Annotated in this window: 21 protein-coding genes; 14 read left to right on the forward strand and 7 right to left on the reverse strand. The window is 68.7% G+C overall.

All coding sequences use genetic code 11. The features are described 5' to 3' along the window. Positions 1–39: 39 nt before the first annotated feature. Positions 40–993, reverse strand: coding sequence for an alpha/beta hydrolase (locus tag ACZ7KI_RS05740; protein ID WP_470272034.1), 954 nt, complete (start codon positions 991–993; stop codon positions 40–42). Continuing rightward, positions 990–1,976: a methyltransferase gene (locus ACZ7KI_RS05745; RefSeq protein ID WP_470272035.1), complete on the reverse strand. Its 987-nt coding sequence runs from the start codon at positions 1,974–1,976 to the stop codon at positions 990–992. The genes ACZ7KI_RS05740 and ACZ7KI_RS05745 overlap by 4 nt, the downstream gene beginning before the upstream one ends. A 234-nt stretch (positions 1,977–2,210) precedes the next feature. Here ACZ7KI_RS05745 and ACZ7KI_RS05750 point away from each other — a divergent pair, with 234 nt between their 5' ends. The 5 genes from ACZ7KI_RS05750 to ACZ7KI_RS05770 all read left to right on the forward strand — a co-directional run bounded on the left by ACZ7KI_RS05750 (position 2,211) and on the right by ACZ7KI_RS05770 (position 8,135). Then, positions 2,211–3,971 carry a dipeptide ABC transporter ATP-binding protein gene (locus ACZ7KI_RS05750; protein WP_470272036.1) on the forward strand — a complete coding sequence of 587 codons (1,761 nt, stop codon included), beginning with the start codon at positions 2,211–2,213 and terminating at the stop codon, positions 3,969–3,971. Further along, positions 3,968–5,548, forward strand: a complete 1,581-nt coding sequence (locus ACZ7KI_RS05755; RefSeq protein WP_470272037.1) for an ABC transporter substrate-binding protein — start codon at positions 3,968–3,970, stop codon at positions 5,546–5,548. Before ACZ7KI_RS05750 ends, ACZ7KI_RS05755 begins: the two co-directional genes overlap by 4 nt. Further along, positions 5,545–6,489: an ABC transporter permease gene (locus ACZ7KI_RS05760; protein ID WP_470272038.1), complete on the forward strand. Its 945-nt coding sequence runs from the start codon at positions 5,545–5,547 to the stop codon at positions 6,487–6,489. The genes ACZ7KI_RS05755 and ACZ7KI_RS05760 overlap by 4 nt, the downstream gene beginning before the upstream one ends. Next, entirely contained in the window at positions 6,486–7,406 is a 921-nt protein-coding gene (locus tag ACZ7KI_RS05765; RefSeq protein ID WP_470272039.1) for an ABC transporter permease, read from the forward strand. The genes ACZ7KI_RS05760 and ACZ7KI_RS05765 overlap by 4 nt, the downstream gene beginning before the upstream one ends. Before the next feature lie 75 nt (positions 7,407–7,481). Next, entirely contained in the window at positions 7,482–8,135 is a 654-nt protein-coding gene (locus ACZ7KI_RS05770) for an alpha/beta fold hydrolase (RefSeq protein ID WP_470272040.1), read from the forward strand. 77 nt (positions 8,136–8,212) lie between these two features. Here ACZ7KI_RS05770 and ACZ7KI_RS05775 read toward each other — a convergent pair whose 3' ends face one another. Then, positions 8,213–9,154: an aldo/keto reductase gene (locus tag ACZ7KI_RS05775; protein ID WP_470272041.1), complete on the reverse strand. Its 942-nt coding sequence runs from the start codon at positions 9,152–9,154 to the stop codon at positions 8,213–8,215. A 69-nt stretch (positions 9,155–9,223) separates the two neighbouring features. Here ACZ7KI_RS05775 and ACZ7KI_RS05780 point away from each other — a divergent pair, with 69 nt between their 5' ends. After that, positions 9,224–9,940, forward strand: coding sequence for an SDR family NAD(P)-dependent oxidoreductase (locus ACZ7KI_RS05780; RefSeq protein WP_470272172.1), 717 nt, complete (start codon positions 9,224–9,226; stop codon positions 9,938–9,940). Here the strand turns inward: ACZ7KI_RS05780 and ACZ7KI_RS05785 are convergent. Next, complete coding sequence (locus tag ACZ7KI_RS05785) at positions 9,857–11,236, reverse strand: amidohydrolase (protein ID WP_470272042.1); 1,380 nt, start codon at positions 11,234–11,236, stop codon at positions 9,857–9,859. The genes ACZ7KI_RS05780 and ACZ7KI_RS05785 overlap by 84 nt on opposite strands. Positions 11,237–11,286: 50 nt before the next feature. Here ACZ7KI_RS05785 and ACZ7KI_RS05790 point away from each other — a divergent pair, with 50 nt between their 5' ends. The 3 genes from ACZ7KI_RS05790 to ACZ7KI_RS05800 are packed head-to-tail and all read left to right on the forward strand — an operon-like array spanning position 11,287 to position 14,281. Further along, positions 11,287–12,390 carry a zinc-binding dehydrogenase gene (locus tag ACZ7KI_RS05790; protein WP_470272043.1) on the forward strand — a complete coding sequence of 368 codons (1,104 nt, stop codon included), beginning with the start codon at positions 11,287–11,289 and terminating at the stop codon, positions 12,388–12,390. Between the two features lie 8 nt (positions 12,391–12,398). Beyond that, positions 12,399–13,358 (forward strand): aldo/keto reductase, encoded by a 960-nt coding sequence (locus ACZ7KI_RS05795; RefSeq protein ID WP_470272044.1) that lies wholly within the window; start codon positions 12,399–12,401, stop codon positions 13,356–13,358. Then, on the forward strand, positions 13,355–14,281 hold the full coding sequence (locus tag ACZ7KI_RS05800; RefSeq protein ID WP_470272045.1) for an alpha/beta hydrolase: 927 nt from the start codon (positions 13,355–13,357) through the stop codon (positions 14,279–14,281). The genes ACZ7KI_RS05795 and ACZ7KI_RS05800 overlap by 4 nt, the downstream gene beginning before the upstream one ends. Here ACZ7KI_RS05800 and ACZ7KI_RS05805 read toward each other — a convergent pair. Further along, positions 14,265–15,710 carry a GMC family oxidoreductase gene (locus ACZ7KI_RS05805; RefSeq protein WP_470272046.1) on the reverse strand — a complete coding sequence of 482 codons (1,446 nt, stop codon included), beginning with the start codon at positions 15,708–15,710 and terminating at the stop codon, positions 14,265–14,267. The two genes, ACZ7KI_RS05800 and ACZ7KI_RS05805, sit on opposite strands and share 17 nt — an antisense overlap. 138 nt (positions 15,711–15,848) lie before the next feature. Here ACZ7KI_RS05805 and ACZ7KI_RS05810 point away from each other — a divergent pair, with 138 nt between their 5' ends. Further along, positions 15,849–17,282: an aldehyde dehydrogenase family protein gene (locus tag ACZ7KI_RS05810; RefSeq protein ID WP_470272047.1), complete on the forward strand. Its 1,434-nt coding sequence runs from the start codon at positions 15,849–15,851 to the stop codon at positions 17,280–17,282. After that, the gene (locus tag ACZ7KI_RS05815) at positions 17,279–17,950 is read left to right on the forward strand and encodes a GntR family transcriptional regulator (protein WP_470272048.1); all 672 of its coding nucleotides are present in this window, start codon (positions 17,279–17,281) and stop codon (positions 17,948–17,950) included. The genes ACZ7KI_RS05810 and ACZ7KI_RS05815 overlap by 4 nt, the downstream gene beginning before the upstream one ends. Before the next feature lie 693 nt (positions 17,951–18,643). Here ACZ7KI_RS05815 and ACZ7KI_RS05820 read toward each other — a convergent pair. Then, complete coding sequence (locus ACZ7KI_RS05820; RefSeq protein ID WP_470272049.1) at positions 18,644–19,537, reverse strand: helix-turn-helix domain-containing protein; 894 nt, start codon at positions 19,535–19,537, stop codon at positions 18,644–18,646. Positions 19,538–19,652: 115 nt separating this feature from the next. Between ACZ7KI_RS05820 and ACZ7KI_RS05825 the strand changes: the two genes are divergently transcribed. Beyond that, positions 19,653–20,540: a DUF2268 domain-containing putative Zn-dependent protease gene (locus ACZ7KI_RS05825; RefSeq protein ID WP_470272050.1), complete on the forward strand. Its 888-nt coding sequence runs from the start codon at positions 19,653–19,655 to the stop codon at positions 20,538–20,540. Here the strand turns inward: ACZ7KI_RS05825 and ACZ7KI_RS05830 are convergent. Further along, positions 20,537–22,057: a choice-of-anchor A family protein gene (locus ACZ7KI_RS05830; RefSeq protein ID WP_470272051.1), complete on the reverse strand. Its 1,521-nt coding sequence runs from the start codon at positions 22,055–22,057 to the stop codon at positions 20,537–20,539. The two genes, ACZ7KI_RS05825 and ACZ7KI_RS05830, sit on opposite strands and share 4 nt — an antisense overlap. 157 nt (positions 22,058–22,214) lie before the next feature. Between ACZ7KI_RS05830 and ACZ7KI_RS05835 the strand changes: the two genes are divergently transcribed. Together ACZ7KI_RS05835 and ACZ7KI_RS05840 are read left to right on the forward strand one after the other, a co-directional pair. Next, entirely contained in the window at positions 22,215–23,174 is a 960-nt protein-coding gene (locus ACZ7KI_RS05835) for a permease (RefSeq protein ID WP_470272052.1), read from the forward strand. Next, positions 23,171–23,818, forward strand: coding sequence for a TIGR03943 family putative permease subunit (locus tag ACZ7KI_RS05840; RefSeq protein ID WP_470272053.1), 648 nt, complete (start codon positions 23,171–23,173; stop codon positions 23,816–23,818). The genes ACZ7KI_RS05835 and ACZ7KI_RS05840 overlap by 4 nt, the downstream gene beginning before the upstream one ends. The last annotated feature ends 39 nt before the right edge of the window (positions 23,819–23,857 follow it).

The raw sequence follows: 23,857 nt of genomic DNA on the forward strand, positions 1-23,857 counted from the left end.
TCCTCTAAATGCGGTCGTTCGTACTACGTACTACCGCGTTTAGTCCTCTAAATGCGGTCGTTGTGCGGACGTGAAGACGCGGGTCAGGAAGCTTGCCACGTGCCGGTGCGATCGGGGCGAAGCGGGAAGATCGGTGTAGAGGCCATAGAAGCCGTGGATCTGGCCCGAGTACCGCGTCATCTCCACCCGCGTCCCGGCATCGGCCAGTCGCCGCGCGAACTCCTCCCCCTCGTCTCGCAGGACGTCGTACTCGGCCGTCAGCACGAGCGCCGGCGGGAGCTTCGTCAAGTCGGAGGCCCGCAGCGGCAGCAAATACGGGTCGTTCAGGTGCGCCGGGTCCGACACGTACTGATCGAAGAAGAACCGCATCGCCCCGGCTGTCATACCGAACCCCTCAGCGAAGTCCACATAGGACCGGAAGCCGTCGTCCGGGTGACCGTAGACCGGGCAGATCAGCACCTGCGCGGCCAACGGCGGCCCGCCCCGATCGCGGGACATCATCGAGACCACCGTGGACAGATTGCCACCGGCGCTCTCCCCGCCGATCGCGATCCGGCGCGAGTCCACCGACGTTCCCGCGCCGCCCGCGGCGAGCCATTCGACGACGGCGTAGCAGTCGTCCGGCGCCGCCGGGAACGGATGCTCGGGGGCGAGCCGGTAGTCCACCGCGACGACGGCGACCTTCGCCGCGTTGCACACCGCGCGCGAGGCGACCTCGTTCTCGTCGATCGAGCCGATCGTCCATCCGCCGCCGTGGATCCACACGAAAGCCGGCACCGGCGCGGCGACGTCGGGCAGATAGATCCGCACGCGGACACCGGAGGGCAGGACGTGGTCGGTGACCGAGGCGACCGCTTCGACCGTTTCGGGACGTCGCCACGAGGCGGCGAAAGCGGCTCGCAGCTCCGCGGCCGCCGGCGGCGCGGCCGGTGCTTCGGGCGCGACGCTGCGGGCGAGCAGTTCCTTGACGGCGGGATCGAGGGTCACGGTCACACCGCTTCCGCGACGAGCACGCGCGGGCTGCCCGGCAGCGTGAGCCGGTCGGTCACCCGCCAGCCCGCCTCGCTCAGCCAGCCCCGGACCTCGGCCTCCGGATAGACGACCGTCCCGTCGATCACCAGGTACTCCCCCGCGTGCAGCGCGTCGATCGGCCGCTGGACCGCGTCGTCGTCGAGGAAGAAGTCGAGCAGCAGCAGCGTCGCACCCGGCGCCGCGGCGGCGCGGGCGTTACGCAGGATCTCCGCGTTCTGGCCCGCGTCGAAGCGGTGGACGACGTGGTTGACCATCACCAGGTCGAACGCGCCTTCGGGCCGCGCGGTGGGCGTCTCCGCTCCGACGACGGCGGCGCGGTCCGCGAATCCCGCCTCGGCCACCGCGGTGGTGACCGAGGCGGTGAAGCCCGGGTCGAAGACGAACGTCGTGTGCAGATCCTCGGCGGTCTTCATGGCTTCGACCGCGAACGCGCTGGAGAGCCCGCCGAGGTCCAGCAGCTTCCGGTGCGGGCCGAAATCGAACGCGTCGGCCAGCATCTTGGCGTGCAGGGCGTTATACGTCATGACGCCTGCCATGAACGTGCCCCAGCGCGCGTCGTCCATCTCCAGTCTCCCGGGCTCGCCAGTGTCGGCGGTGTGGCCGAAGTGCAGCCAATGCGGGTAACTGATCGAGTCCAGGAACGTCAGGAACGGGGCCAGATCGAGGTCGCCGGCGCCGAGGTACTCCGCCGTGTCGGCGGCCAGCGCGTAGCGTCCGTCCACACGGGACAGCAGTCCGAGTGATGACATGGCGTCACCGAGGATGCGGACGATCTTCGCCGGTTTGCCGGTCGTCCCCGCCAGTTCCGCCACCGTCAGGGGCCCGTCGGCGAGGGCGGTGAACAGGCCGATCCGGCTCGCCGCGAAGAGTTGCTTGGCCGCCATGTAGCCCACGGCGATGTCCACGATCCGCTCGGGACCGGCAGTGTTGGTCGACCCGCTCACGGGTGCCCTCCTTAACTCGTTTCCGCCGAGAGTCTACAGGTGTAGACAAAAGAATCCAGTGCCAGTTTTCGTCCACTGCCAGGGAAAACCGGTCGGATATCAACTTCCTACATTCGTAGAATATACCCATTGACAGGCAACTCCCCCAGTGTCAACATGCGTAGAACTACCCCCGCCGGAGGCCCGCTCCCCGGCAGTGCGGTCCGCTTCGGGCGGGCTCGGGAAAGGGGATTCATGACCCTGCTCGAATTACGAGAACTGACCGTCGGCGTGATCGCCGACGAGACCGAACGCGAACTCGTCCGCGAACTCTCCTTCGATCTCGAACAAGGCCGGACACTCTGCGTGGTCGGCGAATCCGGCAGCGGTAAAACGGTGACGGCCTTGTCGATCATCCGATTGCTGGAATTCGTCGCCCCGGCGTTCACCCGCGGTGAGATCACCGTCGACGGTGTGGACGTCACGCGGCTGTCCGCCGACGAGATGCGCGCGTACCGCGGCCCGCGGATCGGCATGATCTTCCAGGAGGCCTTGGATTCACTCAATCCGAGTCAGCGGGTCGGCAAACAGCTGATCGAGGCCTACCGGAAACCCGGTTCCCTGCCGCGCCAGGCCGCCCGCAAGGGCACCGCGCTGCACCGCGAGGCCGAGGCGAAGGCACGGGGACTACTGAAAGAAGTCGGCCTCACCGACACCGACCGCGTGCTTTCGCTGTACCCACACCAGATGTCGGGCGGGATGCAGCAGCGCGTGATGATCGCGCTCGCCCTGATGGCCGACCCCGGCCTGCTGATCGCCGACGAGCCGACCACAGCCTTGGACGTGACCACCCAGGCGGAGATCCTCACCCTGTTCGACCGCGTCCGCCGCGACCATGGCACGGCGTGTGTCTTCATCACGCACGACATGGGTGTCGCCGCGCAGGTGGCCGACCGGATCGCGGTGATGTACCGCGGCGAACTGGTCGAACTCGGGTCCAAAGAGGACATTCTGCACAAGCCGAAGCATCCTTACACCAAGGCGTTGCTCGACTGCGTACCGAAACTCGGGGTGAGCAGACGCGACGGCTTCCCCACCATCTCCGAAGCACTGCTCGAAGCCGCGATGAACGGCGAATCGGCGGTCGCGACCGAAACCAGGAAACTGAGCCGCACCGTCCGGGACGACGAAGGCGAAGGTACCACGCTCGTCATCGACTCGGTGTCCAAAGTGTACGGACGACGCGGGCGGTTCTCACTGAACCGCGAACCCGAGGTGCACGCGGTCAAGGACGTCTCGCTGAAGATCGCGTCCAGCGAGTTCTTCGGCCTGGTCGGGGAATCCGGTTCAGGCAAGACCACGCTGGGCCGGCTGGTGAGCGCGCTCGAACCGCCGACCGAAGGCAGCATCACCTTCGGATCGCACCGGTGCACGCCCTCCGGTCTCGACGGCGACGAACGCGCGTTCCGCCGCCGCGCGCAGCTCATCTTCCAGGACCCGCAAAGCTCGCTCGATCCCCGGCACACCGCCGCCCGGATCATCGCCGAACCGCTGCGCGAACTGACCGGTCTCCGCGGCGCCGAACTGGATCGCCGCGTCACCGAACTGATCGACGAGGTCGGCCTCCCCGCCGACACCGCGAAGAAACTGCCGTCGCAACTGTCCGGCGGACAACGCCAGCGCGTCTCGATCGCCCGCGCCATCGCCGCCGAACCCGACCTCATCGTCGCCGACGAGCCCACCTCCGCGCTCGACGTCTCGGTACAGGGCCAGGTGATGAACCTGCTGCTCGACCTACGGCGCACCCGCGCGCTCAGCTTCCTGTTCATCACGCACAACCTCAGCCTGGTGCTCTCGGTCGCCGACCGCGTCGGCGTGATGTACCGGGGCGAGCTGATCGAAATCGGCGACCCGGACCGGATCCGGCTCCACCCCCGGCACGAGTACACCCGCCGCCTGCTCACGGCGAACCCCGAACTGCCCGTCCACCCCCACCCTGGAGTGCGGAACCCATGAGACGAACCCTCACCTCGGCCGCGCTCGGCGTGGCGACCGTCCTGCTGCTCAGCTCCTGTATGGGAGGGCAAGCGGGCGGTGGCGCCGACGACGGGCCACCGGTCCGCGGCGGCAACCTCGACGTCGCCGTGCCGACGGATCCGCAGTCCCTCGACATGGTCGCGAATCCCGGCCAGGTGACCGCGCACATCGGCAACATGATGTACGAGAAACTGTTCGAAGTGGACCGCGGTTTCACCGCCCGGCCGATGCTGGTCGAGGACTACACCACCAGCCCGGACAGGCTCACCTACACCTTCAAGCTGCGCCAGGGCATCACCTTCCACGACGGCAACCCGCTGACCTCCGAAGACGTCGTTGCGAGCCTGAAGCGCTGGCAGCAGATCCACCGCACCGGCCAGCTGGTCACCCCGGACATCGAGGCGATCACCCCGGCCGATCCGGCGACGGTGACCGTCAAGCTGAAGCAGCCGCGCTACCCGCTGATCAACGAACTCGCCGGGGCGGGAACGGAGATCTACGAGGCGAAGAACCTCACCGGGGTACCGCCGACCGGGTTCGGCCAGGACAAGGCCGTCGGGACCGGACCGTACAAGCTCAAGAGCTGGGACATCGGCCGCGAACTGGTGCTGGAGCGCTACCAGGGCTACAAATCCCGGTCCGAAGAGGACTGGGGCGGCCAGGCGGGTGCCAAGCACGCGTATCTGGACACCGTGACCTACAAGGTGGTCTCCGATCAGGACGCGCTGATCAACGGCCTGCAGACCGGGCAATGGGACCACATCATGCCCACCAACGATCAGTACGAGACGTTGCGTAACAACCCGGCCGTGGTGGTGCACAACCTGCCCGGCGGCAACGAGAACGTCGTCATCCCGAACTTCAACACCGGTTCGAAGTTCGCCGATCCGCGCGCCCGCGAGGCGCTGAACCTGCTGCTGGACAAGCCCGCTATCAACGCGGCCACCGGCGGCAGCAAGGACCTCACCCTCGAGACCGGCGCCTTCGCCTCCCCGGACAACAAGCAGTTCTATTCCACCGCGGGCGAGGACGTCTACAAGAAGCACGATCCGGAGAAGGCCAAGCAGCTGCTCGCCGAGGCCGGCATCACCGCCGGCGCGACCATCCGCATCGTCACCACCAACTCCTATCCCGAGTTCGGCAAATGGGCCGTGCTCATCCAGGACGGCCTGTCGAAGATCGGCATCAACACCAAGATCGACACCTTCGACTTCGCCACCATGCTCGGCACCCTGACCAAGGAACCCGGCGGCTGGGACATCACCACCCTGTTCTTCGACTCGGCGCTGACCTCGCCCGCGCAAATGCCCGCGCTCACCCTGGGCACGCTGAACGGATCGTCCTCGCCCGAACTGGACGCGCTGATGGCCGAATACAACGCCTCGACCACACCCGAGCAGGCCAAGACGGTGGTGGACAAGATGCAGGCCTTCACCTGGAAGCAGCTGTCCGTCATCACGCTGAGCCAGTCCAAGCTGTACGCGGCCTACTCCCCCAAGATCAAGGGCTACGGCGACTTCTACCGCGTGTTCTGGAACGCTTGGCTGGCGTCATGACCGGCCTGCTCCTGCGCAGGCTGCGTGACCTGCTGATCATCCTGGTGATCGTCGGGACGATGATGTTCTTCGTCATCCGGCTCATCCCCGGTGATCCGGCGCAGGCCATCCTCGGCCCGACGGCGCGTCCGTCCGATGTGGACGCGTTGCGGGAGAGCATGGGGCTGAACGGGACGCTGTGGGAGCAGTACCTCGGCTGGGCCGGAAACGTGCTGCACGGCGATTTCGGCACGTCGATCACCTACCACGCACCGGTGCTCGGGGTGGTCGCCGACCACATCCTGCCGACGCTGACGCTGGCCGTGCTGTCGACCGTGATCAGCTTCTTCCTCTCGGTCGCGATCACCTCCTGGCAGGCGGTCGCGCCGCGCAATCCGGTGGCGCGGGCACTGGACCGGTTCTCCGCGCTGGGCATGGCGATGCCGGACTTCTGGATCTCGCTGATGCTCGTGCTGGTGTTCTCGGTGACGCTGCGCTGGTTCCCGTCCAGCGGCTACGAGAACCTGTTCACCGATCCGGCGACGGCGGTACCCGCGCTGGTGCTGCCGCTGACCGTGCTGGTCATCGGGCAGACCGCGTTGTTCGTGCTCACCCTGCGCGAAAGCCTGCTCGGCGAGCTGCCGCTGGCGTATCTGCGCACCGCGCGGGTCAAGGGGCTCTCGGAGCGGCAGGTGATGACCAAACATGTCCTGCCGAACGCGCTGATGCCGCTGATCACCCAGCTGGGCAGCAACTTCGCCATGCTGGTCGGCGGGATCGTGATCATCGAGTCCATCTTCGTCGTACCCGGGCTCGGTCATCTGCTGATGGGCGCGGTATCCACCCGCGACTTCCCGCTGATCCAGGGTGTGACCCTGTTCGTCGCGGTGCTGTTCGTCCTGGTCAACCTGCTGGTGGACCTGTCGTACGCCCTACTCGACCCGAAGGTGCGTGTCTCGTGAGCGTGGTTTTGGCGGAAACGACACCGTCGGTGCGGGAAGCGCCCCCAGCCGGTCGCGCGGCCAGGTTGTTCCGGCGCAACCGGATGCTGGTCATCACCACCGCGCTGCTGGCGCTGATCGTCCTGGTCGTGCTCGTGCTGCCGCTCTTCCTGCCGAGTGTCAGCGCGACCGACCCGGTGAACCGGCTGTTGCCGCCGTCGGCCGCGCATCCCCTCGGCACGGACTCGTTCGGCCGCGACGTACTCGCCAGGCTGGTCTCCGGCGGAAGGGCGTCGCTCGGGCTCTCCGCGTTGATCACCCTCTGCGCGGCCTTCACCGGTCTCGTGATCGGGCTGATCAGCGGGTTCTTCCGGGCGGCTGACGCGGTGCTGATGCGGCTGATGGACGCCTGGATGTCGTTCCCCGCGATCATCCTCGCGATGGCGCTGGCGATCTCGCTCGGTGCGAGCATCTGGACCGAACTGATCGCGCTGACGGTGATCTTCACGCCGTTCACCGCCCGCGTCATCCGTAGCCGGGTGCTCGGCATCGCCGGCCGGGCCTATATCGGCGCGGCGCGGGTTTCCGGGATGAGCAAGGGGAAGATCCTCGTCGTGCACGTGTTCCCCAACGTGCTGCCGCTGGCGCTGGTGCAGGTGGTGATCCTCTCCGCGGCGGCGATGCTGGTCGACGGCGCGATGAGCTTCCTCGGTCTCGGCATCGCACCCCCGACCCCGACCTGGGGCAACATGATCGCCGAGGGCCGGTCGTATCTGGTGCAGGCACCGTGGCTGGTGATCGCGCCCGGCGTGGCGATCATGGCGTGCGTGTTCCTGCTGAACCTCATCGGATCGTCGCTGCGGATCGCCGTCGACGTCCGCGCGCGGACGCTCAGCGAACTGCAGCGCCTGCGCACCCGCCGCCCCTCCGGCAGCTGAGAAAGGATCCCGTTGTCCGCCACTACTTCCCTGGCCGTGCGCCGCTTCACTCCTTCGGTCCCTTCAGGTCCACCCGTGCTCCTGGTGCACGGATTCGCCTCCGACGGGCACACGGACTGGATCACCACGGGGTGGCCCGCCGCGCTCACCGCCGCGGGCCGCGAAGTACTCGTGCCCGATCTGCCCGCTCACGGCTCCAGCCCCGCTCTCCCGGGTTCACTGGGCGCCGCCGCGATCATCACGGAACTGACGCGGCTCGTTTCGGGTCTGTCCGAAGTGGACGTCGTCGGGTATTCGCTGGGCGCCCGGCTGTCCTGGGAGCTGCCCGCACGTGCCCCGGTCCGGCGGCTCGTGCTGGCCGGGGTGAGCCCGTTCGAACCGTTCGGCGCCGTCGACGTCGCGGCCGCGCTGGCGTTCGCCGACGGCGGCAAGGCGCCGTCGGATCCGCTCACGGGCATGATCGCGCACATGATCACCGCGCCGGGGCGGAACCCGGCCGCGCTCGCCCGGTGTATCGAGGATCTGCGCGCTGAGCCTTTCGCGCCGGTCTCGGGGGCTGTCACGGTGCCGACGCGGTTCGTGGCGGGTGCGGAGGATCCGGTGAGCCAGGGCATCGAGACGCTCGTGGAGCTGGTACCGGGGGCGGACCTCGTGCGGGTGCCCGGGGATCACGGTGGGGCTTTGCGGAGCCCGGAGTTCAAGGCGGCCGTGCTGGAGTTCCTCGGCTAGAGACCAACGCGGTCCGTGAAGGCCTCCTTCACTACCTTGAGGGTAGGGAAGGAGGCCTTCACGGACTTACGGCTTGGTCAGAAGGTGCCATCGGCGGCGACACCACGGTCCAGCCAGAGGTCCGCCAGTGCGGTCCGCACCTCCGCACCGTGCTCGGAGGCCAGCCGTACAGCGCCCAAGTTGTCCTCTAATTGCGCGAGGCGGCTCACCCCGAACAACACGTTCGCCACCGGCTCATAGGCGAGGCAGAACGCGAGAGCCAGCTGCGAAGAACTCACCCCGAACTCCCCTGCCACGGCAGCGAGACGCGTGGCGGCGGCGCGGATCGACTCCCGGATACCCCCGGGGTCCGCACCGATCTTCCGCGCCGGATTCCTGCCGAGCAGCACGCCTCCCTCGAACACGTCCGACGCCTGCAGTGCCAGCCGTCCGGCCGCGAAATGCTTGCCGTAGAACGGGCCTTCCGCCATGGACCGGCGGGCGACGCTGTACTTCAGTTGAGCGAACCGCGGCGCCGGAAGCTCTTCGCGCGAGGCGAATTCCAGTGCGAGTTCAAGGTCCGCCGCGTGCCAGTTGTTCACGCCCCACACGTCGAACCGCCCGAGCCGGATCTGCTCGGCCACCTCGGTGACGATCCGCGGGATGTCCGGCCGTTCGAAATAGTCGCCGACGACGACGGCTTCCGCGCGATCGACGCCGATCCGGTCGAAGGAGGTCGCGAGCTGCTCGGCGAAACCCGTGCTCGGGTAGTCCCAGAGCCAGAGTTTCCCGCACAGCTGATAGTCGTCGCGCGCGATTCCGGCGGCCCGGACGGCCTCACCGAAAAGGACGTCCGTGCGCGACTGTTCGGCATGCGGCCCCATGTCGTAGTGGGCCACGTCGAACAGGGTGACGCGGGCGTCGATCGCGCGCCGGATCAGGCGCACCGCGTCGTCGAAGTCCATGCGGTCCCAGGTGTTCCACGAGCCGAGGCCGAGCGCCGAAGTGGCGAAGCCCAGTCCGTTCTGCTTCTCGTGCACGAGATTTCCTTTCGCTGGCAACGGAAACCAGTTTTAGTCTACGATCGTAGAATGAACAAGAGACTCGTAGTGGTGACCGGCGGCGCCAGCGGTATCGGCCGCGGCGTCGCCGAAGCGTTCCAGTCAGCGGGCGACCGGGTGGTCATCGCCGACGTCGACGCGCGCGCGGCCCACCATCTGGCGGGCGAACTCGGCGCGGAGCACGTCGAACTCGACATCTCCGACCCCGGCTCGGTCGAGGCCGCGCTGGCACTCGTCACCGGCCGGTTCGGTCCGGTGGACGTCCTGGTCAACAACGCCGGTCTCGCCGGAGGCGGCGGCCCCTTGGTGGGACTGGAGATCGGCGTCTTCGATCTGTGCATGCGGGTGAACTTCCGCGGCACCTTCCTGATGACCAGGGCGGTCGGCGCGCATATGCTCGAAGCGGGCACCCGCGGCGCGATCGTCAACATCACCTCCATCGGCGCCCGGCAGCCGACTCCCGGGCTCGGCCACTACGAAGCCACCAAGGCCGCGGTCGAGGCACTTACCCGCTCGGCCGCGCTCGAACTCGCGCCGCACGGCATCCGGGTCAACGCCGTCGCGCCCGGCCCGGTGCTCACGCCGATGACCGCCGGCTTCGCTTCCGACACCGCTGCCCGCGCGGCTTGGGAAGCGAGGATCCCGCTGGGGACCATCGCTTCCGTCGCCGACGTGGTGCCGTCAGTCCTGTTCCTCGCCTCGGCCGACGCCGGCCATCTCACCGGGGTGAGCCTGCAGGTCGACGGTGGGCAGCTGCTCACCTGAGTACACGACGCGGCCGCCGGACACGGTGAGTTCGACATCGACGTCCGGCAGGTCCGCGAACGCGACCTCGAGTGGATTCGCCTCCAGCACACAGAAGTCGGCGACGCGGCCCACGGTCAGTGATCCCTTCCATGACGCCGCCCCGTCCTGCTCGGCGGCCACGACCGTGTAGCAGCGCAGCAGCCTGGTCATCAGCACAGCGTCCACTTCGGACACTTCCAGTATCCGTGCCGCCGCGGCGATGTGCACCCGCCAGTCCGGGGTGACGACCGGCGCGTCACTGCTCAAGGTCAGCGGGACGCCCGAAGCGAGCATCTCCGCCAGCGGCCAAGCGCGGGCACCGACCTCGGCACCCAGCGCGTCCGAAAGCATTCCCCGCGTCGCGACCGCGATCGCGGGCTGAGTGGTCAGGCCGATCCCCGCCGCGGCCATCCGCGCCAGCTGGTCCGTGGTCACCAGATCGCCGTGGACGAGATGATCGCCTCGGCGCAGTGACGCGAGCGCGGTTTCGATGCAGCGGTCTCCCGTGGCGTGCACCGCGACCACCATTCCGGCGTCGTGAGCGAGCCTGATCATCGCGGCGAGGTTGCCCGCGCGATCCGGGTCGTCCTCACCGTCGACGAGCAGCGCGCCGTGTGAACCGTCGGCGTAGCAATGATTCGTCCACGCGGACCGCATCGGCGGGATGCCGTCGGCGAAGATCTTGACCCCGGGCACGGTGAGCCACGACGGATCCGCCGCCGGGATCGGCGTCGCGAGTCCACGTTCGAAATCCGTCAGCGAACTGGCACCGTCGAGCAGGCCGAACAGCCGCAGCGCGGTCACCCTCGCTCGCAACAGGCCTTCGGCGGCCAGCGCCGCGTATTCCTCCAGCACCTCGGCGCCGAAACAGCCCGTCTCCCCCGGCCCCAGGCCCGGTTCGGTGTAGCTGGTGATGCCGAGTGACGCGCACAGCTCACCCGCACGCAGGATGACGGCCCGCCGTTCGCGTGCGGTGCGCACCGTTTTCTCTTCACCCCCGGAGAATCCCGCGGCCCCGATGAGCGTGTCCGGCCATCGGGCGCCGAGCCAGGTCGCGTGGAGGTGGGAATCGTTGATACCGGGCAAGACGGTCCTGCCCGCGAGGTCGATCACCTCGGTTTCCGGGCCGATGTGATCCAGGGCGACATCGCCGACGGCGACGATCCTGCCGTCGCGCACCGCCATCGCCCGCACGACGGTGCCCGCCGGATCGAAGGTGCGGATCGGACCGCCGCGGACCACGAGCGATGCGGGACGAATACGGTGCGACGGCATGGTTTCCTCCAGGATCTGGACTTTTTCTCCTACGACTGTAGACTAAAAAGATGGTCAACAGAACCGAAGCGGCGGTGCTCACCGAACACGGGTCCGTGCTCACCCTGCGGGAACTGCCGCTGCCGGAGGAACCGGAACCGGGCGCCGCGCTGGTCCGGATCACCTGCACCACCCTGTGCGGCACCGACGTGCATCTCTGGTCGGGCCAGATGACCTTCCCCGGCATGCTCCCGATGGTGCTGGGGCACGAAATGGTCGGCGAGGTGGTGGCCGTCGGGCCGGGTACCACCGACGCCCTCGGCCGGGAGATCGCCGAGGGCGACCGCATCGGCTGGTCCGAGTCGACGTGCGGAAAGTGTTACGGCTGCACGATCTTGCGTGAACCGGTCGCGTGCGAGAAGCGTGGCTACGGGTTCCTCCAGCGCTCCGACGTCTTTCCCTACGCCACCGGCGGTCTCGCCCGACACTGCTACGTGACTCCCGGGGCGGCCAAGTTCCTGCTGCCGGAAGACGTGAAGGACACTCGGGCCTCGATGTCGGGCTGCGCGGGCAAAACCGTCCTTCGGGCGGTCGCGCGCTCGGGCGGGATCCGTCCCGGTGCGACGGTCGTGGTCCAGGGCGCCGGCGCGCTCGGCGTGTTCGCCACCGCCGTCGCGCGGATCTCCGGTGCGGGGGACGTGATCACCATCGGTGGACCCGCCGACCGGCTCAAGACCGCCGAGCGTTTCGGTGCGACCGCGACGATCCCGGTCGACGGCAGCGCCGAAGAACGCATCGAGCGGGTCAAGCAACTCACCGGTGGCCGGGGCGCCGACCACGTCTTCGACTTCGCCGGCGGCCCCACCATCGGCGAGGAGGCGGTGGCCTTCGCCGCGCAGCGCGGCACGATCGCGATCGTCGGCTCCACCGGTCCCGCGCCCTCCCCCGTGGCGCTGGGCACCGTGATGGGCAAGGAACTCACGGTCGTCGGCTCGCTCAACGGCGACATCGCCGACTACCACCGCTCGGTGGAATTCTTTCGCACTTTCGCCGATCGAATGCCCTGGGACGACCTGTTCAGCGCGCCCGTCGGGCTTTCCGAAGCTTCGCAGAGCGTCGAGTCGATGTCGCGGCTCGGCGAACTCAAGGCCGTCATCGATCCCCGTCTTCCCTAGGAGACCTCATGTCCGTCATCCCCCAGCGCCGGATCGGCCGGGACGGCCCCCTCACCGGCGTGCTCTCGCTCGGTTCCTGGCATACCTACGACCGGATGGACTTCCGTGAGGCGGTGAACCTCGTCCGCACCGCGGTCGATCGCGGGATCACGCTCTTCGACGTCGGCGTCTACGGGTTCCCCGGCAGTACACCGGTCTACACCGACGTACTGTTCTCCGCCATGGTCCGCGCGGCCGGGCTCAACCGGGACGACTATCTGCTCTCGGCCAAGCTCTGGCTGGAGGGCTACCCGGAACACAACCTGCGCGACCAATTGGACAACGCGCTCTTCCGTGCCGGAGTCGAGCACGCGGATCTGGTGGTGTTGGGAGACCTCCGCCGCGACGACACCGACCTGCGCCAACTGGTGGTGGACCTCGACGAACTCCGCGAAGCCGGGCTCATCCGGCAGTGGGGTGTGAACAACTGGTCGGCCACCGCCATCCGGGCCCTGCACGACTTCGCCGCGGCGGAGAACGTGCCCGGCCCCGCCATCGCGCAACTGAAGTACAGCGTCGCGCGAAGGTCCATTCCGGACGGTGAGCCCTTCAAGAAGGTCTTCGGCGAACTCGGGGTCACGCTCCAGTCCTCGGACATCTTCGAAGGCGGGATCCTGCTGGGCAAGAACAGCGGTGCCCGCCAGGTCGGCCGCGACCCCGGCGACATCCGCGAGCGCATCGCCTCCTCCGCCCCGGAACTCGCGAAGCTCGCGAGCGAACTCGGCGCGACGGCGGCGCAACTTTGCCTGGCCTTCACCCTCACCCACCCGGCCAACACGACCACGCTCTTCGGCGCCACCAGTACCGATCAGCTCAACGACAACCTCGGCGCCGTCGACCTCGTCGAGCGGGTGGGTGCGGAGAAACTGCGCGAACTCGTCGAGCCGTACTGGGCGGACCGGGACGTCGTCGATCCGGAGGGCCCGTGACGGCCTTCGATCCCGAACTCGCCGAAGCCCTCGAAGGTCTGCCGTCCGGGCCGCCGCTGAGTGCCGAGTCGCTGGCGAGTGTCCGGAAGGCGCTGGCGGACGGGAACCCGACGTGCGCCGAGGTGATCGGCGACCGGGACCTCGTCTGGGAAGACCGCGCCGTTCCCGGTACCGACGTCGTCGTCACGGTACTCAAACCCCGGCGGCTTGAACGCGGCGCGCCGGGGTTTTACAACATCCACGGCGGCGGGATGGTGCTGGACAACCGGTTCGCCGACCTGCCCCGGATGGTCGCGCTCGTCGAGGAGTTCGGCTTCGTCGGAGTGACCGTGGACTACCGGCTGGCACCCGAACATCCGCATCCGGCGCCGCTCGAAGACTGCTACGCGGGGCTGATCTGGATGGTCCACAACGCCGGTGAACTCGGTTTCGATCCGGCGAAGCTGATCGTCGGCGGCGGCAGTGCGGGCGGCGGGCTCAGCGCCGGGGTCGCCCTGCTGGCCCGGGATCGCGGTGGTCCGGCGTTGGCAGGTCAGCTGCTGCTGTGCCCGATGATCGACAGCCGCAGCGATTCGGCGTCCACAGTGGAATTCGCCGAACGCGGTGTCTGGGGTCGAGCGGCCAACGAGTTCGGCTGGCGATCCCTCCTTAATGGACAGACCTCGCCGTACGCCGTCCCGGCGACCGCGACCGATCTCACCGGGCTTCCGCCCGCGTTCGTCGAGGTCGGCGCGGCGGAGATCTTCCGCGACGAGGACGTCGATTACGCGCGCCGCCTGTGGCGAGCGGGCGTGCCCACCGAACTGCACGTCTGGGCGGGCGCGTACCACGGTTTCGACCGGATCGCGCCGGACAGCGAGGTGACCCGGGCCGCGCTCGCCGCCCGGGCATCCTGGCTGCGCCGCACTATCGGCCGAGAATGAACCTGGCCGCCTGCTCGCCGACCAGCACCGCCGGCGCGTTGGTGTTGCCCGTGGTCACGCGGGGCAGCACCGACGCGTCGGCGATCCGGAGTCCTTCGAGCCCGTGCACGGCCAGCGCCGGATCGACCACGGCCAGCTCGTCGGTGCCCATCCGGCAGGTCCCGACCTGGTGGTGGTAGGTGATGGCGGTCCGGCGGACGTAGTCGCGGACATCGGCGTCCGGCCCCGGATAGAGCTCGCGGGCGCCCCAGTCCTCCGCCAGCGCGGGTGCCCGGCCGATCTCCCGGCACTGCTCCACCGACGCGACCAGGCTCTCGAAGTCGGCCGGGTCTTCCAGCGCGGCGAGGTCGATGAGCGGTTCGTCGAGCGGGCTCGGCCCCGAGAGCCGCAGGCTGCCCCGGCTGCGCGGTGTCACCATGCCCGCCATCAGCGAGAATCCGGTCTCCGGGCCGGTCATCCACGGCTCGTACATCGGCACGCTGAAGTGGATCGGCTGGGTGTCGGGCACGTCGAGACCGGGTCGGCTGCGCCAGAACAGATGGGTCTGGGTCACCGAGCGGCCGGGCGCGGGCGGCTCGACCTGACGGCGGCCGGTCGCGAAGATGACCGGAGAGAGCAGGTGGTCGTGCAGGTTCTTCCCGACGCCCGGCAGGTCCGCGACGACGTCGATGCCGTGGGCGGCCAGTTCGTCCGCCGGGCCGACGCCACTGCGCAACAGGATCGCCGGTGAGGCCAGCGCGCCCGCGGCGAGCACGACCTCGTCGGCGAAGACCTTGCGCAGTTCGCCGTCGACCTCGGCCAGGACTCCGGTCACCTTGTCGCCCTCGATCAGCAACCGGTGCACGAGCGCTCCCGTGTGGACGGTCATCCGTTCGGCGGCGGGCAGCCCGTAGGCGAGCCAGGTGTTGAGCCGTTTGCCGTCGCGGGTGGTGACGCGCTGCACCGAGACACCGTCGAGCTCGTCGCCGTTGTAGTCGGGATTGAACGGCAGGCCGGTCTGCATGGCAGCGTCCACAATGGACCGCTGGATCGGGTGGAGCGGCTCGTTGGGCACGACGTCGAGCAGGTCCTTCTCGATCCGCTCGAACACCGGGCGCACGTCGTCCCACCGCCAGCCGGGCAGCTCCCAGCCGTCGTAGTCGACGGGCGCGCCGCGCACCCAGATCATCGCGTTGAGCGAATGCGACCCGCCGAGCACCTTGCCGCGCGGCAGATGCAGCCGGCGGTTCGCCGCATGCGGCTGCGGCACGGTGTAGTAGTCCCAGTCCTCCGGGCCGTGCCACAGCTCGCCCGCGCGCGAAGGGTCGTGGATGGCCGGGTTGGTGTCCGGGCCGCCCGCTTCGAGCAGAGTGACCCACGCCCCGGAGTCGGCCAGTCTCCTGGCGACCACCGAACCGGCCGAACCCGCTCCCACCACGATGACGTCCATGTCCCCCACCCTCGCAAGCCGGGACGCCGTCCGGCGGATTCGGTTCGCTGGCCGACAATCGGCGTGCCCTGGCGGGCAAGACCGGGAAGCCCGTGGCGCCCGATACTCGATCACATCCAGGTCGAAGAGGAGCTAGCCATGGCCACAAGCCTGTTCATCGACGGACAGTGGACCGCCGCCGGAGGCGGATCCCTGCCGACGTACGATCCGGCCACCGGCCAGGTGATCGAGGAGGTCGGCACCGCGTCGGCCGCCGACGTCGACGCCGCGGTCGGTGCCGCCCGGAAGGCGCTGAGCGACCCCGCGTGGGCGGGACTGCTCCCGGTTCAGCGGGCCGCGCTGCTGTTCAAGCTGGCGGCACTGGTCGACGAGCACCACGAGGAACTGGCCGCGCTCGAGACGCGCGACCAGGGGCAGCCGATCGGTATCTCCCGCCAGGTCAGCGTCACCGGCGCGGCCGAGCACCTGCGGTACTTCGCGGGCTGGGTGACCAAGATCCAGGGCACCACCAACCCGGTGTCCTACCCGGACACCCTGCACTACACCCGCCGCGAGCCGGTCGGGGTGAACGCGCTGATCACGCCGTGGAACTTCCCGCTGATGATCCTGGTGTGGAAACTGGCGCCCGCGCTGGCCACCGGCAACACCGTGGTGATCAAGCCCAGCGAGGTCACGCCGCTGACCAGCATCCGGCTGGTGGAACTGGTGCACGAGGCCGGGTTCCCGCCGGGCGTGGTCAACCTGGTCACCGGCGACGGCGCGGTGGGCGCGCTGCTGAGCGGGCACCACGACGTCGACCACCTCTCCTACACGGGGTCGACCGCGGTCGGGAAGCTGATCACGGCGGCCAGCGCGGAATCGAACCTGAAACGGCTCACCCTCGAACTCGGCGGCAAGGCACCCAGCATCATCGCCTCGGACGCCGACATCGACGCCGCCGTCGCCGGCAACCTCGCGGGCGCGACGCTGAACAGCGGACAGGTTTGTGCCGCGTACACCCGGTTCTTCGTGGACCGCAAGCGCGAACAGGAGTTCGTCGCGAAACTGGCCGCCGGGCTCGAAGGCCTCAAACTCGGGCCGGGTCTGGACGAGTCCACCCAGCTCGGGCCGCTGGTGTCCGCGAAGCACCGCGAGCACGTGGACTTCCTCGTCTCGACCGGTCGTGAACAGGGCGCGGACCTGGTCACCGGCGGCCAGGTCGTCGATCGCGACGGCTACTTCTACTCCCCGACGCTGTTCGCCGGCGTCGCAGACGACATGACGATCATGCGCGAAGAGATCTTCGGGCCGGTCCTCGCCGTCACCGCCTACGACGATCAGGACGAGCTACTGGCGCGCGCGAACGACACCGAGTACGGGCTCGCCGCGACGGTGTGGACTCGCGACATCGGTGTCGCGCACCGGTTCGCCGACGGCATCCGCGCGGGCGCCGTGTTCGTCAACATGCCACCGATCCCCGACATGGCCGCGCCGTGGGGCGGCTACAAGGCGTCGGGCTGGGGCCGCGAGATGGGACCGTGGGCCATCGACGCCTACACCGAGACCAAATCCGTCTGGCTGCACTACTCGTGACCGCGGGCGACGCGGTGAACGGGACCGCGAAGAGCAAGTCACAGATCGCCTACCACTGGGTCAAGGCGCGGATCGACGACGGCACCTTCTCCCCCGGCTACCGCCTCGTGTTCGGCCAGATCGCGCAGGAACTCGGCGTCAGCACGGTGCCCGTGCGCGAAGCGGTCCGGCGGCTGGAGGCCGAAGGGCTGGTGACCTACGAGCACAACATCGGCGCGCAGGTCGCGATGGCCGACGAGAGCGATTACCAGCACACGATGCAGACGCTCGCCCTGGTCGAGGGCTACGCCGCGGCACTGGCGGCGCCGACGTTGCCCGGCAAGGCACTCGAGGAGGCCAAAGGGCTCAACGCTGAGCTGACCGCCTGTCTCGACAACTTCGAGCCGTCGCGGTTCACCGCGCTGAACCGCGATTTCCACCGTGTCCTGTTCGGCACCTGCCCCAACCCCCAGGTACTCGACCTGGTCAACCGCGGCTGGAACCGGCTGGCCGGACTGCGCACGTCGACGTTCAGCTTCGTGCCCGGGCGCGCGCACGAATCCGTGCTGGAGCACGGGAAGATCCTCGACCTGTTCGACAGGAAGGCGCCTGCCGTGGAGATCGAACTGGCCGTACGGGAGCACCGGCTGACGACGCTGGAGACGTTCCTCGCCTGGCGGCATCCCTAGGCTGTCTTGAGTGGCAAGGAGAGTTACGCCGTAGCGATGGCGTGTCCGTGAAGGCCTCCTTCCCTACCTTGAGGGTAGGGTCCCGGCGAAGCCGCATAACTGCTGGTCGGCTCCATCGCTTCCATAAGGGACACTTTTCGAGACAAGCGTGCCCGATTTGGGCGAGTTGCGGGGTTTCGCGAAGGGGTCGTGAGTGATTTGGGTCGTTCTAACCCTCATTAACACTCACGACCCCGCACGGAAACGTATATAGCGGCATCAATCGGACACTCGATGGGCTGGCGTTGTCCCTTGTGGACACCGAAGTCCACTGGCGTCCAGAATCAGGCCTGCCCGACCTCGGCTCGCCCCTGATCTTCCGTTGATCAAGCTCCGCCACCGGTGCGCGCGGCCCCTGACAGTGCAGGAATAGTCGCCTGACCTGCAAGATCGCGACTTTGCCGGGACCCTACCTTGAGGGTAGGGAAGGAGGCCTTCACGCACTTTCCTCACTTGAGGCTTCCGGAGAGGGGTGGTCGTGTCGGTTTCGCGTGACTTGAGTGGACGACACGCGGACCCGACCGATCCCGCCGCGAGTCGTCCGGCTGGGTACGCGTGTCGTCCATCGGTGTACGCGTGCCCGCCCGACAGTAGGTACCTAAAACACCTTTGGTTCTAGCCCGAATCGCCATTCACGACCCGCCCGATGCATCCCTAGGACGGAACGGCCTCCGGTGGCGGGAAAGCGTAGAAGCGCACGGAAAGCTCTTGCTCACCCGCCGCCGGGCGGCGACGGCGTTGGCAGTACCGGTTGATCAGCTCGCGGTATTCGGCGTCCAGTTCGCGGAATTCTTCTTCGGTCAGCCGCGTCGAAGTCCGCTGAGCCGTCGCCCACGGACCGAACTCGTCGCGATGCGACGCGGCCCAGGACAGCAGTGCGACCTCGTTCTCGTACTTCGCGTCGAGGAACGCGGTGACCCGCTCCCGGTCCTCGCCGTCGTAGTCCTCCGGCTTCGGCTCGCGCAGGTCCTGCGGGAGGGAGACCCACTGCCCCTTTCGGTCACGGCGCACGAAACCGTTGTCCTGCAAGGTTTTCAGACATTCAGCGACTTCCGCTCGCTTGAGGCCGACGTTCCGCGCCACCTGTTCGGCGGTGGCGGGAAGTTCGCGCGTCACCAGCCGGTATCGCGGGTCTTCCCGCATCTCGATGTCGCGCAAGGTCACCGTCCGCTGAGGCATCGCCGTGCTCAGCAGCCGCCGGGCGGCGAGGGCCAGGACGACGGCGACCGGGATCTCGACTAAAACCGCGAGCGCGACACTGGCCCACCGCTCGTCCGACGTCCAGCCGAGCATGACGTCGAACCACGCGTCGCAGCACAACAGCGCGGCGGTGGCCGACAGCAGCGGGACGGCCGCCCGGCGGCGGTGCAACCCGAGCCAGGCCCCGGCGGCGAAGCAGAGCAGGAGGGCGACGTCGAATCCGACCCAGGCCGCGCGCCATTGGCCGGTGTCGTACCGGTCGGGCAGCGTATGCGCGAGGTAGACGGTCCAGGGCACGAGGCAGACCGCCGCCCCCGCGAGGAGAGCCAGGAGTATCCGTCGGATCATGATCACGACGTTAGGAGCGGGCGCCGCCGCCGGCATCCGGGATTCTCCCTGGTTCTCGTCGTCACCACTCACGAGGCTTGAGTCTCCCCCGACTGGAGCCTTTACCGTCGCTTCCATGACGATCACCGTTCTGGACACTTACCCGGCAATGCGCGAGATCCTGCGCGCGCCGCGGGCCGACCGCGCCGCGCTGCTCAAGGCGATGGTCGAACCCGCCGCGGGTATGTACCGCTACTTCCCCGGCGAGGTGGACCTCGTCGCGATGCACGCGATGAGTTCCGGCTTCCCACTCGACCGCGACGAAGAGCGCTGCCTCGAAGCCGTCGACGCCCTGCACGAAGCCGACGCCTGGAACCGTATCCAGCGGGCACTCGACGACGCCGTCACCGCGCAGCTCGCGGCGACCCCGGAGCTCGCGGTACCGGACATCACCGTCCTCACCGTGCTCGGCGATCCCGGCGACGCGCATTTCATGGGGCCGAACCTGGGGATGTCGGCGAACGGCAGCGTGTCCGGCTACATCTACCTCACCTTCTGGCCGTACCCGGAGAATTTGGCAAGGCTGGAGGCAACGGCGGTGCACGAGCTCAACCACAATCTCCGCTACAGCCCCGGCGGGGTGATCTGGGACCCGGCGACGGTCACCGTCGGCGAGCAGATCGTGTCCGAAGGGCTGGCCGATGCCTTCGCTCGCCAGTTGTACGGCGACGAACTCGGCTATGCCCGCATCGGCGTGCCGCACCTGCACGACGACGCGGTGTTCGCGAAGGTCGTCTCCGGGCTGGAGATCACCGGCATGCAGAACTTCACGGCCTGGGTACACGGTGACGAGACCGCCGCCCGCTACGGCGGCACCCCGGTCGGTCTCCCGACCGGTGCCGGTTACGCCGTGGGCAACCGGCTCGTCGACGCCTACCTGGCCGCGACGGGCCGCACAGCCGCGGAGGCCCTGCTGGCGGACCGCCGCGACGTCATCGACACCGCGCTCGCCAAGCTCTCCTAGGACTCGCGGCGCCTCGACCGGATCGTGAGCGCCACCAGCGCGCCACCGAGAAGCAGCAGGAACAAGCCGGAGACGAGCAGGCCACGGAGTTCGCTGCCGGTCGAGGCCAGTGGGCCGCTGTCGGACGGCCCGCCGCCAGGAGTGGTCGCGATCGGCTGACCCGGCGTGGTGCTGGTCGTCACCCCGGGGCCCGGCGTCGTGCTCGACGTGCTGCTGGTGGTCGGCGAAGTGCTGCTGCCGGTGGTGGTGGTCCGCGAAGTGCTGCTGGAGGAGGTCCTGCTCGTGGGCACGCTGCTCGACGTCGTGGTGCTGCTGCTGGAGGTGCTCGTCGGGCTCGACGACGTGGTGGTGGCACTGCTCGAACTGCTGGTCGTTGCCGAGCTTGTGGTCGTGGCGGAGCTGGTGGTCGTCGGGCTGGTAGAGCTGGAGGACGAAGACGTCGAGCTGCTCGGCGTCGTGGTCGGCGCGGTGACGCAGTCGGGCAGGTCGCCGGTGAACGGGTAGGCGTGGAACTCCTGCCCGCCCCCACCGGTCGCCTCAGAGGTGTGCACCAGCGAGCCCGTGGTGAAGAAGCGGCCGTTCATCCCGGAAGCGGTGACCGTCGCGGTGCTCCCCGGCTCGCCGATCAGCACGCTCCCCTGGAACTGGGCGCCGCCCGCGATCTTGACCTTGGTGGCGTCCGGGAAGTTCCACAGGAGCCGCTCGCGCAGTTTGTTCAGCGGGTCCCGGTCGTCGAGGTCGCCGGTATAGGTGTTGATCGTCCGTTCCGCCCCCACCATGTTGACCAGGATCGTCGCCCCGGCCGGGATGCCCGCGAACTCGATCCCCTGCATGCCGCCGTTGCGGCCGGTCAGGTCGAAGTCCACGGTGAACACCTGCAGGGCGGATTTCCCGTCCCCGGTGAACAGAGTGCGGTGACCCTCGTTGCGCGCCGTGCCCGTCGCGGGCCGCGGGGTGGTGTTCTCGCGTGCGTAGCACTTGCTCGCCACGCGAAGATCCTCACGCAGGCCCAGATACGGTTTCGCCGCGTCAGGGTCCTTTTCGAGTTTGCCGGTCACCGTCCCGGTGATCGTTCCCGCGTGCCGGACCACCCCGCCGTCGGCGAGCAACCGTTGTCCCGCCGCGATGCCCACGTTCCCGCCGGTCGTCAGGAAGTCCGCCCCGTCCGGCGGTGGGACCCGTGAGCCGACCCCGGCGATGCCGACGTTGTACGCGGCGGACGCGCCTGCTCGTTTCGCCATGTCGAAATCACCGAGGACGACGACTCGGCCTTCGGCTTCCGCCGCCGCTTCGCGTACCTGGAATTCGCCGCCGACATAAACGTTGATCCCGTTGTCCCGCCCGGCGTAGTCCTTGTTGTTCACCGGTGGGTACGTGCCGGGACAGGCGGGTCCGACGCACGGTCCCAGTCCGCCCGGTAACGGGGCGGCGACCGCACCGTCGGTGACGACAAGGGCCGCCACGCACACCGCCGCGGCGGCACCGGCAGAAATCGAGGCGAACCGCCTTGCACGCATGGGGCGATTCTTGTGCCGTCCGACCGGGTGAACACAATCGAAATCCGGAAATACCCCCGACCGGGCGAGGCGGGTAACCCACCCCCATTCGTGTCCGTCCAGTGTTATCCAGAGGACGGAATTCCTGGTGGACCGCGAAAACCCTAGAGTCACGCCGGTGGACGCCGAAGTGGACAGACGGACCGGTTCGGTGGAAGTGCTCGCGGGCCTGCTCGTTCTCGTTCTGCTCGTCCGGGGTCCGCTCGACGGCCTCCTCGGCACGCCTGCCGTGCAGACCTGGACGACGGTCTTCGTTTCCGTCGTGCTCCAGGCCGTTCCGTTCCTCGTCTTCGGGGTGACCCTTTCCGCCGCGATCGCGGTCTTCGTCCCGCGCGAGTTCTTCGCGAAAGCCCTTCCGAAACATCCGGCCCTCGCGGTTCCGGCGGCCGCGGCGACCGGAATGGTGCTGCCGGGGTGTGAATGCGGTTCGGTTCCGGTCGCGGGCGCGCTGGTCCGCAAGGGGATCACGCCCGCGGCGGCACTGGCGTTCCTGCTCGCCGCCCCGGCACTGAACCCGGTCGTGCTGGCCGCCACGGCGATCGCGTTCCCGGATCGGCCGTCGATGGTCTTCGCCAGGGCGGCGGCGAGCCTCGCCGCCTCGGTCGTCATGGGCTGGCTGTGGCTCGGCCTCGGCCGGACGGAGTGGATCAAGCTGCCCGAGCACTCCCACGGTGACACGCGATGGCGGGCGTTCGCCGGAGCGGCGGGGCACGACCTGGTGCACGCGGGCGGCTTCCTGGTCGTCGGCGCGATGGCGGCCGCGACGCTCACCGTGCTGATCCCCGGCCGCTGGCTCCAGGCCGTCGCCGACAACCCGGTCCTCAGTGTCCTCGCGCTCTCCCTGCTGGCGGTCCTGTTGTCGATCTGCTCCGAGGCGGACGCCTTCGTCGCCGCGTCGCTGACCCAGTTCTCCCTCACCGCCCGCCTGGCGTTCCTGGTGGTCGGGCCGATGGTCGACCTGAAGCTGTTCGCCATGCAGGCCGGCACCTTCGGCAGGCGGTTCGCCGTCCGGTTCGCCCCCGCCACGTTCGTCGTCGCACTCGGCTGCGCGGCCGTGACCGGCACGGTGCTCTGGTGAACCGCACCGCGGCGACCGTCGTGCTGCTCCTGCTGGGCGTGGCCGTGGTCAAGGTGTGCCTGACCGGCCAATACCTGCGTTACGTCAAGGAAGGGCTGTGGCCGTTCCTGCTCGCGTCCGGCGTCGTCGTGCTGGTCCTGGCGGCCACGAACCGCCATCGCCACCCGAAGGTGGCATGGCTGCTCCCGCTGCCGGTCCTGGCGCTGCTGCTGGTCGCGCCGCAACCCCTCGGCAGTTACGCCGCGGGCAACGCGGGCACGGCGCTGACCCGGTCCGACGAGTACCCGCCACTGCCCGACGGCGACCCGGTACGGGTGACCGTCCTCGACTACGCCTCGCGCGCGGTGTACGACGAGGGCCGTTCCCTCGGGTCGAGGCGGGTGACGCTCACGGGTTTCACCGCCACCGGCCCGGACGGCGGATCGCTGCTGGTCCGGATGATCCTGACCTGCTGCGCCGCGGACGGCCGCCCGGTCAAGATCGGTCTGGACGGCCGCGTCCCGACCGAACCCGACACCTGGATCGAGGTCACCGGCACGTTCCGGCCGGGGTCCGTGGTGGACGCCGTCAACGGCGAACGCATCCCGTTCCTGAAGGTGGAAACCGTCACGCCGGTCGCCGCGCCCGAACGCCCTTACGAATAGTTCAGGGCCGGGCCACTCACGACCTGGCTTGAGGCTTCC

This window comes from Amycolatopsis sp. NPDC039088 (genome assembly GCF_055598845.1).